Source organism: Georgenia satyanarayanai (assembly GCF_900116375.1).
GTDB lineage: Bacteria > Actinomycetota > Actinomycetes > Actinomycetales > Actinomycetaceae > Oceanitalea > Oceanitalea nanhaiensis.
The window spans coordinates 1-12,431 of record NZ_UETB01000020.1 but is presented as its reverse complement, the minus strand read 5'-3'; the positions used below and the strand labels follow the sequence as shown (position 1 = coordinate 12,431).

Below are 12,431 nucleotides of genomic sequence, written 5' to 3'. Positions count from 1 at the left end.
CAAAAAGGACGTCGAGTGGTTGTCGGGCCCTTTTCGACGGTTTCGGACAATCAAAAGACGGCGACCTTACAGCACTGTCATTCACCCGGCGCGTCACTTGGGTGCGCGCCCCGCGGACACGCCATTGTCATGACCGATAAAGGCCGCTAACGTCTCGCTCGTCGGGGGGCGTGATCGTGCTGGACGACGTCGTCCGCCGACATTTCGCAAATCCGGATGTGATCGCGGCCTGTGTGCGCGTGTGAAACGGCATCCAGTCGCAGGACGTCATCACCACGATGAAGTGAGGATGTGCAGTCATGACAATTCCCATCAGACGAGGGCGGGCGGTCGGCACCACGGCCGTCGCGGCCCTCGGACTCGGTCTGCTCGGCGCGGCCCCGGCGCTCGCCGCGCCGGCCGACGCGCAGATCAGCGACGCCGTCGTCCTCGTCGAGACCCTCGACGAGGGCGCCAAGGTGACGGCGCTCGCGGTCCAGTACTCCGAGGAGCTCGACTTCGGCGACGTGCCGCTGGACCCCGAGGCGTTCACCGTCACCGCCCGGCTCGTCGGCTCCACCCCCGGCAACACGAGCACCGGGGAGCGGACCGTCACCCACGCGTACCTCAGCGACGAGCCGGAGCGTTCCCCGGACCGGGCCGGCACGAGCGGTGAGTGGGTGATCCTCGAGCTCTCCCGCTACGACGCCAACGCCGGCGTCCTGTTCTACACGGGCATCAACAACCAGTACCCGCTCGACGGCGCCTACTCGGTGCAGCAGACCGAGGACCTCGTCGGCGACGACGAGACCGTCCCGGCCCGGTCCACGACGGTCGTCAACACCGCCGTCGACCGCGGCGTCGTCGACGAGTTCTCCGTCGAGCAGTGGACGGGGGAGGGCTCGGACTTCGCCTACCGCTTCTTCCAGCCCGAGGCGGTCCGCGACGGGGAGGACGACGGACGGCTCTACCCGCTCGTCCTCGCGCTCCACGGGTCGGGGGAGTCGGGCACCGACAACGCCGCCCAGCTCCTCGCCAACCGGCTCGTCACCTCCTGGGCCGAGCCCGAGGCGCAGGCCGAGCACCCCGCCTTCGTCCTGGCGCCGCAGCGTCACCCCGACCTGTCGTGGCAGGACGAGGAGGGCCGCGCCGGCCTCCTCGCGATGGTCGAGCACGCCAAGGAGACGCTCCCGATCGACCCGGACCGGGTCTACATCACGGGCCTGTCCCTGGGCTCGATCGGCACGTGGAACCTCCTCGTCGACGACTCCGACGTCTTCGCCGGAGCTGTCACCGTCGCCTACGGCCCCGGGGCAAACCCCGGCCTGGCGGAGCTCGTGGACGTCCCGATCTGGCAGTTCCACTCCGAGGACGACCGCACCGTGCCGGTGCAGGGTGTCTACGACAGCGTCGCCGCCCTCGAGGAGCTCGGGGTCGACGTCGTCCAGCGCCGGTGGGCGGGCAACCTCCCGCGCGCCGAGGCCGTTGCGCTGCAGACCGAGCAGCGCCGGGCCGCGCAGGACATCGGTGCCCACCACCTCGTGACGATCTTCGAGGAGGGCACGACCGGCACACCGCCGGACGCCGACGGGCCGAGCATCCCGCTCAGCGGCCACTTCTCCTGGGTCCCGGCCTACAACAACCCGGTCACCCACGACTGGCTCATGTCCCAGGTCCGCGGTGCGACCCAGCCGGTGACCGGGCAGACGACGGACGGCTTCGACGTCGAGGTCTCGATCCCCGAGTCCGGTGGCCTCGCCGTCGCGGTCGGCGCCGAGCAGGTGGATCTGGGGACGGCCGCGCTCGAGACCGGGCTGAGCCACCTCGCGGCGTCGGGCGACCTGCCGACCATCACGGTGGCCGACACCCGCCCGGCCGACCCGGGCTGGTCGCTCACCGCGGAGGTGACCGACTTCCGGGCCGGGGCCGCGGTGCTGGAGGGGCAGTACCTCGGGGTCACCCCCCGCGTGCTGTCCGCCGCGCCCACCCAGGAGGTCACCGCCGGGGAGCCCGTCGCCCCCGGTGAGGGCTTCACCGAGGGCACGACCCTCGCCTCGGCCGCCCCCGGCGGTGGTCGTGGCACGACGACGGTCGGCGGGGAGCTGCTCCTGCACGCTCCCACCTCGACGGTGCCCGGCGACTACGTCGCCCGGGTGACCGTCACCGTCTTCTAGCAGGTCCGCCGGTGCGGGAGGGCACCCCTCCCGCACCGGCGCCTCACCCACCCAGGAGGACTCCCATGAGACGTCTTGCCACCGCGGCCGCGCTCCTCGCCGCCGCCCTCGTCGCTCTTCCCGCCGCGGCGGAGGAGACCCCGCCGCCCGCCGCCTGGGAGGTCCTGCCCGCCCCCGACGACGACGGGCCGCGGCAGGCCTTCGACCTCACCCTCGACCCCGGGCAGACGCACGAGGACACCGTGCTCGTCCGCAACCGCGGCGCGGAGGAGATCACCGTGGACGTGTGGGCGACCGACGCCGTCACCACGCCCTCGGGCGACCTCGGCCTGCTCCTGGCCGAGGACACCCCGCGCTTCGCGGGCGCCTGGATCACGCCGGACACGGCGCGCGTCACCCTCGGGCCCGGCGAGGAGAGCGCCGTCCCGTTCACCGTCACCGTCCCCGGGAACGAGCAGCCCGGCGACTACGTGGCCGGCGTGGTCGTCTCGATGCCGCGGGAGGAGACGACGAGCGCGGGGGAGCGGGTGCTCGTCGAGGCCCGCGTCGCCAGCCGCGTCTACCTGCGGGTCCCCGGCGACCTCGCGCCAGCGGTCACCGTCTCCGACCTCACGCTCACCCGTGATGCCCCGTGGTGGAACTTCTGGTCCGGGGACACCCGGGTGGACTTCACCGTGGCGAACGAGGGCAACGCCCGGCTCGCGCCGCAGTCCGCCGTCACGGTGAGCAGCCCCTTCGGCCCGCTCGCCGCGGCACCCGCGACCGTGCCGCTGCCCGAGCTCATGCCCGGTGACCGGCTGCGCGCCTCGGCGCTCACCGCGCCGGGCGTGCCCGAGTCCCTCGTCCTGCCGGACGTACCGGCGTGGGGCGTCCTCACCGCCGACGTGTCCGTGCTCGCGCGCCTCAGCACCGGCCCGGACGCCGTCCGGGAGACGGCCACCGTCTCCGCCGTTGCCGTGCCGTGGGTGCCGGCCGCCGTCGTCGTCCTCCTCCTGGGGCGGGTGGCCGTCGGCGTCGTCCGCGTCGTGCGGCGGCGGCGCGCCGCGCGCCGCCCTGTCCCGACCCGTCCGCCGGCTCCGCACCTGGTGGGCTGACCGACGCCGCCGGCGCCCGGGGCGTCGCACAACTCACCAATTGGCGGGTCGGGGGAGGGGTGTCCACCGCCGGGGGGCGCCGGGCCCGGCGATACGATCCCCGGATGACCAGACCCGTGCCCCCGATGTACCGCGCCGTGGCGGGGCTGCTGCGCCCGCTGCTGCGGGTGACGATGCGCCGTGACTGGCGCGGCGCCGAGCACCTGCCCGCCGAGGGCGGTTTCATCGCGGCCGGGAACCACCTGACGAACGTCGACCCGCTCGTCTTCGCGCACTACCTCTACAACCACGGTGCCGCGCCGCGGTTCCTCGCCAAGCACACGCTCTTCGCGGTGCCGGTCGTCGGCTGGGTGCTGCGCAAGGCCGGGCAGATCCCCGTCGAACGGGACAGCGCCTCGGCGATCACGGCGCTCGAGCCGGCGCGGCAGGCGCTCGCGCAGGGCGTGTGCGTGGGGATCTTCCCCGAGGGCACCTTCACCCGTGACCCCGACCTGTGGCCGATGACGGCGCGGCTGGGCGTGGCCCGCCTCGCGCTCTCGGCGCGGGTGCCGGTGGTGCCGGTCGCGCAGTGGGGACCGCAGGACGTGCTGGCCCGCTACGGGCGGACGCTCCACGTGGTCCCGCGCCGCACCGTGCGCGTCGAGGCCGGCCCGCCCGTGCCGCTGGAGGACCTGTACGGCCGCGAGGACGACCAGGAGGCGCTGCGCGAGGCGACCGAGCGCGTCATGGCCGCGGTCACCGAGATCCTCGCCGGCCTGCGGGGCGAGGAGCCCCCGGCCCGTGTCTACGACACTCGCCGCGACGGCGACCCGCACGCCGCCGAGCTCGCCGCCCGCGCCGACCGCAAGCGCGCCCGCCGCGCCGCCCGCACCGAGAGGGATGCATGACCAGCACGACCACCGCCCCGGCCCCGCGCGCCGCGGTCCTCGGCACCGGAAGCTGGGGCACGACCTTCGCCGCCGTCCTCGCCGACGCCGGCAACGAGGTCACCATGTGGGGCCGCTCGCCCGAGGCCTGCCGCGAGATCACCGAGGAGCACCGCAACGAGCGGTACCTGCCGGGCGTCACCCTGCCGGGCGGCGTCGCGGCGACGACCGACCTGCGGGCCGCGCTCGCCGGCGCCCACGTCGTCGCGGTCGCCATCCCGTCGCAGGCGGTGCGCGCGGTGCTGTCCGGCTCCGCTGACGGGCTCGAGCCGGGCGCCGTCGTCGTCTCCCTCATGAAGGGCGTCGAGCTCGGTACCCACGAGCGGATGAGCGAGGTGCTGCGCGAGGCGCTCGGCCTGGAGGAGCGCCGCGTCGCCGTCGTCTCCGGGCCCAACCTCGCCCGCGAGATCGCCACCCACCAGCCCACGGCCACCGTCGTCGCCGCGAGCGACGAGGCCACTGCCGCTCGGGTCGCACACGCCTGCGCCACCCCCTACTTCCGGCCCTACACGAACACCGACGTCGTGGGCGTCGAGCTGGGCGGAGCGGTGAAGAACGTCATCGCGCTCGCCGTCGGCATGGCCCAGGGCGCCGGCTTCGGGGACAACACGACCGCGACGATCATCACGCGCGGGCTGGCCGAGACCACCCGTCTGGGGCTCGCCCTCGGCGCGCAGGCCGAGACCTTCGCCGGCCTCGCGGGCCTCGGCGACCTCGTCGCGACCTGCGCCTCACGGCTGTCGCGCAACAACACCCTCGGCCGGCACGTGGGGGAGGGGATGTCGCTGGAGGAGGCCGTCGCCGCGACCGGCGGGACCGCCGAGGGTGTGAAGTCCTGCCGCGCCGTGCTCGAGCTGGCCGCCGCCCACGACGTCGACCTGCCGATCAGCCAGGCCGTCGCCGCCGTCCTCCACGAGGGGCTGCCGGTGCTCGCGATGACCGAGGCACTGCTCTCCCGGCCGCGGAAGGCCGAGGGCGTCTAGTCCTCGGGGTCGGCGACGTCGATGACGAGGCGGGCCGGGTCGGCGAGCGTGAAGACCCGGTAGTCCGCCGGGCCGCCGTCGACGCCGATGAAGAGCTGGGTCAGGCCCTCGAAGGTCCCCAGGTAGTGGACCTCCTCGACGACGTCCGGGCCCTCCAGCGGCTCGCCAGGGACGTAGTGCTCCTCGCCCTCGTCGGGGTAGCGGGTGCCGGAGACGTGCACGGAGAGGATCGCCTCGCCGTCGACGTCGACCTCCTCACCGCGCCCGTCCTCGATGGCCTCGTCCACGTACTCGACCTGCCAGCCCGGTACGCCCTCGCCGGCGAGCTCGACGACCACCCGGTCGAAGCCCTCGTGGTCACCCACGCGCAGGTCGACGGGAAGCAGGGGGTCACCGCTCGGCTCGGCGCTCTGCGCGGTGCCCGCGGGGCCGAAGGCCGGCCCGTCGGTCGGCTCGTCGGTCGGTGCCTCGGTGGGGTCCTCCGGGCTCGCGGACGGGTCCTCCGTGGGGGAGGGGTCGGTCGTCGGCTCGGAGACCACGGGCGGCGGGTTCGTCGACGAGGACGGCGAGGGCTCGCCGTCGTCGTTCCCGCACGCGGCGAGGGCGAGAACGGCGAGCGAGGCGGCGGCGACGATCCGGGTGGTGTGCGAGGCGGTCATCCCCCGATGTTAAACGGCGGCTGCCGCGGCCAGCCCGTCCTGCAGGTCGGCCCACAGGTCCTCGACGTCCTCGACGCCCACGGACATGCGCAGGAGGTCGTCGGGCACCGTGGGCGCCTCGGAGGCGAAACGCCGGCGCCGCTCGAGGCTCGACTCGACGCCGCCCAGGCTGGTGGCCGGCACCCACAGGCGCACCGCGGAGGCGAGGGCGTCCGCGCCGGCCTGCCCGCCGACGGGCCGCAGCGTGATGATCGAGCCGTAGCCGTCCATCTGCGCGGTGGCGCGCTCGTGCTGGGGGTGGCTGGGCAGGGACGGGTGGGACACGGCGACGACGTGCTCGTGGCCCTCGAGGCGGCGCGCGAGCTCCGCGGCGTTGGCCTGGGAGCGCTCGACGCGCAGCGCCAGCGTGCGCAGGCCGCGCAGCGCGAGCCACGTCTCCCACGGGCCGGCGATGCCGCCGCCGATGTCGCGGCGCAGGCGCACGGCGTCGTAGAGCTCGCGGGAGCTCGTGAGCACGGCCCCGAGGATGAGGTCGGAGTGGCCGGCGAGGTACTTGCTCACCGAGTGGACGACGACGTCGGCACCGAGCTCGAGGGGACGCTGCGCCAGCGGGGTGGCGAAGGTGTTGTCGACGACGACGACCGCCCCGGCCGCGTGGGCGGCGGTGCTGATCGCGGCGATGTCGGCGATCTCGAGCATGGGGTTGGTGGGCGTCTCGACCCACACGAGCGACGTCGTGCCGCCCTCGATCGCGGCGACCACCGCCTCGGTGTCGGCGATGTCGACCTCGACGAGATCGACGCCGGTCCGCTCGACGAGGTGGCGGGCCGCGACGAGGGAGGCGTGGTAGGCGTGGCGGGGGACGACGAGGCGGGTGCCGGGGCGGGTGAGGTCGAGCGCGGCGCTCACCGCGGCCATGCCCGAGGCGAACACGAGACCGGGCTCGGCGGCGCGCTCGAGGCCGGCCAGCGCCTCCTCCAGCGGCTCCCACGTCTCGGTGCCCAGGCGCGTGTAGACCGGGACGCCCGCCGCGGCGGCGCCGCGGCCGACGTAGGTGGAGGAGAGGACCACCGGCGGGTTGACCGGCGCCCCCTCGGTGCGCTCGGGGCGCCCGGCGACGACGGCGTAGGTGGCGGGGCTGAGGTCTCGGTCGTTCACCCCCACAGGGTACGGCGCGGTGGGTGCTGCCCCGTGAGTCGTCCCACGTCGCGGGTGGGCCCCCTCCCCTCCCCGACCGTGCTCCCTCTGGTCCACCGTGCGCCCGGTCGACCGGGCGCACGGTGGACCGAGGAGGCGCACAGATCGGCGGAGGCCTGGCGCGGAGCGAGCACGGGGCGCGGCGGGTTGCCGGGGCGGCGTCAGCGGCCGCCGGTAGTCTCACAGGCGATGAGCGACTCGACCCAGCCCGCGCCCCCTTCCCCCGCCGCCTCCGGCGCCGCCACCGGGGAGGCACGGCGCACCCGGGTGGCGCTCGTCTTCGGCGGGCGCAGCGGCGAGCACGCGATCAGCTGCGCCACGGCCGCCGGGGTGCTGCGCGCCCTGGACCGCGAGCGCTACGACGTCCTGCCCATCGGCATCACGCCCTCGGGCCAGTGGGTGCTCGCTCCGGACGACCCGGACGCCCTGTCCCTCGCCGGCTCAGACCTGCCGCAGGTCGCGGCGGCGGACGGTGACGTCGTGCTGCCCATGGCGGACGTGCGCCGCGAGCTCACCGTCACCGAGGCCGGCGAGGTGCCGCGCAGCCTCGGTGAGGTCGACGTCGTCTTCCCCGTCCTCCACGGGCCCTACGGCGAGGACGGCACGCTCCAGGGCCTGCTCGAGATGGCCCAGCTGCCCTACGTCGGCTCGGGCGTGCTCGCCTCCGCGGCGGGCATGGACAAGCACTACATGAAGGTCGTCCTCGCGGGGCACGGGCTGCCCGTGGGCCCGTACACGGTCATCACGCCGCGGCAGTGGCGCACCGACGCCAAGGCCGCGATGGACGCCGTCGACAGCCTCGGCTACCCGGTGTTCGTCAAGCCCGCGCGGGCCGGCTCGTCCCTGGGGATCACCAAGGTGGACCACAGGGACGACCTCGTCGACGCCGTCGCCGAGGCGCAGCGCCACGACCCCAAGGTCGTCGTCGAGGCCGCGCTCGAGGGCCGGGAGATCGAGTGCGCCGTCCTCGAGGGCCGCGGCGACGACGCCCCGCGCACCGCCCTGCCGGGGGAGATCGTCGTCGACGGGCACGACTTCTACGACTTCGAGGCGAAGTACCTCGACGCCGCCCACGTGCAGCTCAGCTGCCCTGCCGAGCTGCCCCAGCGCGTCATCGACGAGGTGCGAACGGTCGCGGCGCAGGCCTTCGAGGCGCTCGGCTGCGAGGGCCTGGCGCGGGTGGACTTCTTCGTCACCGGCTCGGGGCGGGTGACGGTCAACGAGGTCAACACGATGCCCGGCTTCACGCCGTACTCGATGTACCCCCTCATGTGGGAGCGCAGCGGCGTCCCCTACGCCGAGCTGGTCGACGAGCTCGTCCAGCTCGCCCTCGAGCGCCCCGTCGGCCTCCGCTGACCCGCGCCCAACCTTCGCAGCTGGTGGGTCGAGCGACGCCGGAGAGCGATATCCGCGTCGCCCGGCTCACCAACCGGGAAGAGTGGGGGTCAGACGTCGTCCGCGCCGATGCAGGTGCGCTCGGCCGTCGTGAGCTCGACGGCCGTCGCCAGGTCGACGAGCACCCCGGTCGGCTGGTCCCCGCCGCGCTCGGTCGGCACGACGACCTCCACCGCGGGCACCCGCCCGTAGGTGATGAAGGTCCACGAGCCGTTCTCGCGGCGGGCGTGGTCGGGCACCATCTCGTCGTCGGCCTCCAGGGCGAGCCAGTCGACGGACGTGTCACCGGACTCGACCGTGATGCACCGCTCGGTGCTCGGGCCGGGGACGTCGACGCCGCAGCGCAGCGTGATCGCCGGCTCGCCCCACCCGGCGATGGACTGGCTGGCGATCGAGCGCTCCTGCCCACCGGCGAGCTCGCCGGGCAGCGCCTGGAGCACCTCCGCGCACACCGGGTCGGCGGCCTGCGGGCCGGCGGGCACCGTCACCGGTGAGGCGCAGCCTCCGACCGCCACCACCGCTGCCGCCACCGCCACCGTCCGCCGTCGTCTCACGTCCCTCACGGTAACCCGGCGCGCGGAGCGGCCGCGGCGGTGCCCCCCGGTAGCGTGGCCGGGTGACCGAGACCTCCGCGCTCCTCGTCAGCGCGCTGAGCGAGGGCGAGCTCATCGCGCGCTTCACCCCGCTCCTGCCGCGCGGGCGCGCCACCCTCGTCCCCACGGGCGACGACGCCGCCGTCGTCGCCGCCGCGGACGGGCGCTTCGTCGTGTCGACCGACGTCCTCGTCGAGGACCACCACTTCCGCCGCGGCTGGGGCACCGCCCGCGACGTCGGCGCCCGGGCCGCGGCGCAGAACCTCGCCGACGTCGCGGCGATGGGTGCCGTCCCGACGAGCATGGTCGTCGGCCTCGTCCTGCCGCCCACCACCCCGGTCCGCTGGGTCGAGGACCTCGCCCGCGGCCTCGCCGACGTGTGCGCGCCCCTGGGGGTCGGCGTCGACGGCGGCGACCTCAGTGCGGGGCGGCAGCTCGTCGTCGCCGTCACGGTCCACGGCGACCTCGAGGGCCGTGACCCGGTCCTGCGCTCCGGCGCCCGGCCCGGGCACGTGCTCGCGCACGCCGGCGCGATCGGTCGGGCGGCCGCCGGTCTCGCCGTCCTCGGCCCCCGCGCGGAGGGGCAGGACGACGACGGCGCAGCAGCCGCCGCCGTCGGCGCCTTCCTGCGCCCCGCCCCGCCCTACGCCGCCGGACCGGCCGCTGCCGACGCGGGGGCGAGCGCGATGATGGACGTGAGCGACGGCCTGCTGCGCGACGCCGGACGGCTGGCCCACGCCTCCGGCGTCGAGATCGTCCTCGACCCGCTCGCCGACTCGGTGCCCGGCGACCTCGCCGCGCTCGCACCGGTGGCCACCCGGCTGGGCGTCGCGCCGGAGAGCTGGTTGCTCACCGGGGGAGAGGATCACGGCTTGCTCGCCACCTTCCCCGAGGGGGCCGAGCTCCCGGCGGGCTTCCGGCGTCTCGGCGCGGTCCGCGCGGGCGCGCCGGGCGTCGTCACGGCGCCGCAGGACGCCCCGCACGCCGCCGCCGTCGGCTGGGACCACTTCCGGCGGTAGTGCCCCCGCGTCCCTGCCGCGCGACCGCCCGGGTGCCTACGCTGGGCCCCATGACGAACCTCGAGGCCAGGCCGCAGGAGCAGGTGTGCGCGGCCGGCTCGGAGCCGGCGGCGGTCGAGCTCATCGAGCCGCGGGACGTCCCGCTCGGCGGGCCGCGGGCGATGACGGTGCGCCGCACGCTGCCCTCGCAGCAGCGCTCGCTCATCGGGGCGTTCTGCTTCGCCGACCACTACGGCCCGGACGACATCTCGGTCTCGGGCGGGATGGACGTGGCCCCGCACCCGCACACCGGGCTGCAGACGGTGACGTGGCTGTTCGAGGGGCACGTGCTCCACCGGGACGCGCTCGGCTCGGTGCAGACGATCGAGCCGGGCCAGCTCAACCTCATGACGGCCGGCGACGGGATCTGTCACTCCGAGGAGGGGACGCTCGCGCGCTTCCCCGACCAGGGCCGGCTGCACGGCGTCCAGCTCTGGACCGCCCTGCCGGGCACGGCCCGGGCCGGCGAGCGCGCCTTCGAGCACGTGCGGGACGTCCCGACCTTCGAGGTCGACGGTGCTCTCGTGAGGGTCTTCATGGGCTCGCTCGGCGGGGCGACGTCACCGGCGCGGGCGTACTCGCCGCTCGTGGCCGCGCAGATCGACATCCCTGCCGGAGCGACCGTCCGGCTGCCGGTGGACCCGGCCTTCGAGCACGGGGTGCTGCTGGACTCCGGGGAGCTGACGGTGGCCGGCACCCCCGTGGCGGAGGCGTGGCTCGCCTACCTCGCGCCCGGCCGGGAGGAGATCCTCCTCGAGGCCGGTGACACCCCGGTCCGCGCGGTGCTCATGGGCGGCACCCCGTTCGAGGAGGAGGTCCTCATGTGGTGGAACTTCGTCGGCCGCACCCACGAGGAGGTCCTCACCGCCCGCGCGCAGTGGCAGGCGGCGATCGCCGGCGAGGCCGAGGGCGTCGCCCGCTTCGGCCGGGTCACCGGGTACGACGGTGCGCCCCTCCCCGCCCCCGAGCTGCCGCAGGTGCGGCTCAAGCCCCGCTCCCGGCTCGAGCGGCCCCGCTCCCGCTGACCCCCGCCTCCGCGACGAAGAGCTCGCTCGTCACGTTGTAGAACCGGTCCGTCGTGCCGCGGTGCTCCATGCCGAGGCGCAGCGCCACCCGCTGGGAGGCCTGGTTCTGCGGGTACGTCACCGCGACGACGCGCGGCAGCCCGGCGGCCAGCGCGTGGGCCAGCACCGCGGCCGCCGCCTCGCTCGCGTACCCGTGCCCCCACGAGTCCGGGTGGAGGTGCCAGCCGATCTCCGTCTCGCCGGAGGGCTGCAGCGGCAGGGTCGGACCGGAGCGCGGGATGTCCTTGAGGAGCAGCGTGCCGTGCCGCCGGCCGCCGTCACGGTCGGTGACGAGCCAGATGCCGTGCACGGGGTGGTCGTCCAGGCTGCGGTAGCGCGCGACGCGCTCGACCGCCTCGGCACGGTCGGCGACGACGCGCGGCTCGGAGCCGAGGAAGCGTTGGACCTCCCAGCGGGAGTGGAGGTCCAGGGCGAAGTCGACGTCGTCCTCCGTCCACGGGCGCAGGAGGAGGCGGTCGGTGGTGAGCTCGGGCACCGCGACACCGTACCCGGGCACACCGAGAGGGCCGCCCGGTGCTCGGGCGGCCCTCTCGGTCAGGCTCTGGTCACCCGGCGGGCCGGGTGGGGCAGATCAGGCGCTGGTGGCGCGCTGCACCTTGCCGGCCTTGAGGCACGAGGTGCAGACGTTCATCCGCTTCGCGGTGCCGTTCACGTTGGTGCGCACGCGCTGGATGTTCGGGTTCCACCGACGGCTCGTCCGCACGTGGGAGTGCGAGACACTCTTGCCGAAGCTGGGGTGCTTGCCGCAGACGTCGCAGGTGGCAGCCACGGTCTTCTCCTGAATCTCTTGCTGGCAACACGATCTGCTCGATCGTGGGGGTCTGTCGTGGTCGACGGCGCAGGCCGGTCGACCGCCCGTACGGGCAACCTGAGCAGGATACCCGACGGCGCCGGGCACGCCCAAACGGCGCCGGGCGAGGTGCGTCACCGTGATGCTCCTATGGTCTGTCAAGCGGCGAGGAGCCATTGGCGGTAGCGGTGGGCGAGGTCGTCGTCGCGGCGTTTGCCGCGCTCGATGGTGGAGATGTGGGCGGGCCAGACGTTGAAGTGTGTGGCGACGGTCTGCAGGGTCATTCCTCTCGCGTGTCGTAGCGGGCGCAGGTCATCGACTCGGGGCACGGGCTTGGGGTGGACGATGTGGTGGTAGACCTCGCGTGCGACGGTGCGCTTGAGGCAGCGCATGATCTCCTTCTCGCTCTTGCCCTGGGCGGTGCGTTTGGCGACGTAGGCGCGGGTGCGAGGGTCGTGGGCCATGCGGACCAGGACGATCTGGTGCAGGGCGGCGTTG

General features: G+C 74.8%; 12 protein-coding genes and 1 pseudogene. 7 read left to right on the top strand and 6 right to left on the bottom strand.

Annotated features, from left to right (window positions below; all coding sequences use genetic code 11):
- Nucleotides 1-299 precede the first annotated feature (299 nt).
- The 4 genes from DSZ44_RS16970 (at nt 300) to DSZ44_RS16955 (ending at nt 5,156) form a co-directional block, all read left to right on the top strand.
- The gene (locus DSZ44_RS16970) at nt 300-2,153 is read left to right on the top strand and encodes a hypothetical protein (protein ID WP_110853817.1); all 1,854 of its coding nucleotides are present in this window, start codon (nt 300-302) and stop codon (nt 2,151-2,153) included.
- Nucleotides 2,154-2,218: 65 nt separating this feature from the next.
- Nucleotides 2,219-3,247 carry a WxL protein peptidoglycan domain-containing protein gene (locus DSZ44_RS16965; RefSeq protein ID WP_110853816.1) on the top strand — a complete coding sequence of 343 codons (1,029 nt, stop codon included), beginning with the start codon at nt 2,219-2,221 and terminating at the stop codon, nt 3,245-3,247.
- Nucleotides 3,248-3,351: 104 nt separating this feature from the next.
- A complete protein-coding gene (locus DSZ44_RS16960; protein WP_110853815.1) occupies nt 3,352-4,134 on the top strand; it encodes a lysophospholipid acyltransferase family protein in 783 nt (260 codons plus the stop codon).
- The gene (locus tag DSZ44_RS16955; RefSeq protein WP_110853814.1) at nt 4,131-5,156 is read left to right on the top strand and encodes an NAD(P)H-dependent glycerol-3-phosphate dehydrogenase; all 1,026 of its coding nucleotides are present in this window, start codon (nt 4,131-4,133) and stop codon (nt 5,154-5,156) included. Before DSZ44_RS16960 ends, DSZ44_RS16955 begins: the two co-directional genes overlap by 4 nt.
- Here DSZ44_RS16955 and DSZ44_RS16950 read toward each other — a convergent pair.
- Both DSZ44_RS16950 and DSZ44_RS16945 read right to left on the bottom strand, forming a co-directional pair.
- Nucleotides 5,153-5,815, bottom strand: coding sequence for an AMIN-like domain-containing (lipo)protein (locus DSZ44_RS16950; protein ID WP_110853813.1), 663 nt, complete (start codon nt 5,813-5,815; stop codon nt 5,153-5,155). The genes DSZ44_RS16955 and DSZ44_RS16950 overlap by 4 nt on opposite strands.
- A 9-nt stretch (nt 5,816-5,824) precedes the next feature.
- Complete coding sequence (locus DSZ44_RS16945) at nt 5,825-6,973, bottom strand: trans-sulfuration enzyme family protein (RefSeq protein ID WP_110853843.1); 1,149 nt, start codon at nt 6,971-6,973, stop codon at nt 5,825-5,827.
- Between the two features lie 228 nt (nt 6,974-7,201).
- Between DSZ44_RS16945 and DSZ44_RS16940 the strand changes: the two genes are divergently transcribed.
- Entirely contained in the window at nt 7,202-8,368 is a 1,167-nt protein-coding gene (locus tag DSZ44_RS16940; protein WP_110853812.1) for a D-alanine--D-alanine ligase family protein, read from the top strand.
- Nucleotides 8,369-8,457: 89 nt separating this feature from the next.
- Here the strand turns inward: DSZ44_RS16940 and DSZ44_RS16935 are convergent, their stop codons facing one another.
- Nucleotides 8,458-8,961 carry a DUF3515 family protein gene (locus DSZ44_RS16935; RefSeq protein ID WP_181424705.1) on the bottom strand — a complete coding sequence of 168 codons (504 nt, stop codon included), beginning with the start codon at nt 8,959-8,961 and terminating at the stop codon, nt 8,458-8,460.
- A gap of 62 nt (nt 8,962-9,023) precedes the next feature.
- Here DSZ44_RS16935 and DSZ44_RS16930 point away from each other — a divergent pair, with 62 nt between their 5' ends.
- Both DSZ44_RS16930 and DSZ44_RS16925 read left to right on the top strand, forming a co-directional pair.
- A complete protein-coding gene (locus DSZ44_RS16930; protein WP_110853810.1) occupies nt 9,024-10,019 on the top strand; it encodes a thiamine-phosphate kinase in 996 nt (331 codons plus the stop codon).
- A 50-nt stretch (nt 10,020-10,069) separates the two neighbouring features.
- Complete coding sequence (locus DSZ44_RS16925) at nt 10,070-11,083, top strand: pirin family protein (protein ID WP_110853809.1); 1,014 nt, start codon at nt 10,070-10,072, stop codon at nt 11,081-11,083.
- Here DSZ44_RS16925 and DSZ44_RS16920 read toward each other — a convergent pair.
- The 3 genes and pseudogenes from DSZ44_RS16920 to DSZ44_RS18900 all read right to left on the bottom strand — a co-directional run.
- A complete protein-coding gene (locus tag DSZ44_RS16920; RefSeq protein WP_110853842.1) occupies nt 11,043-11,618 on the bottom strand; it encodes a GNAT family N-acetyltransferase in 576 nt (191 codons plus the stop codon). The two genes, DSZ44_RS16925 and DSZ44_RS16920, sit on opposite strands and share 41 nt — an antisense overlap.
- A 96-nt stretch (nt 11,619-11,714) precedes the next feature.
- Nucleotides 11,715-11,912 (bottom strand): 50S ribosomal protein L28, encoded by a 198-nt coding sequence (rpmB, locus tag DSZ44_RS16915; RefSeq protein ID WP_110853808.1) that lies wholly within the window; start codon nt 11,910-11,912, stop codon nt 11,715-11,717.
- 374 nt (nt 11,913-12,286) lie between these two features.
- Nucleotides 12,287-12,431: pseudogene (locus DSZ44_RS18900) on the bottom strand (IS110 family RNA-guided transposase); the annotation flags it as partial.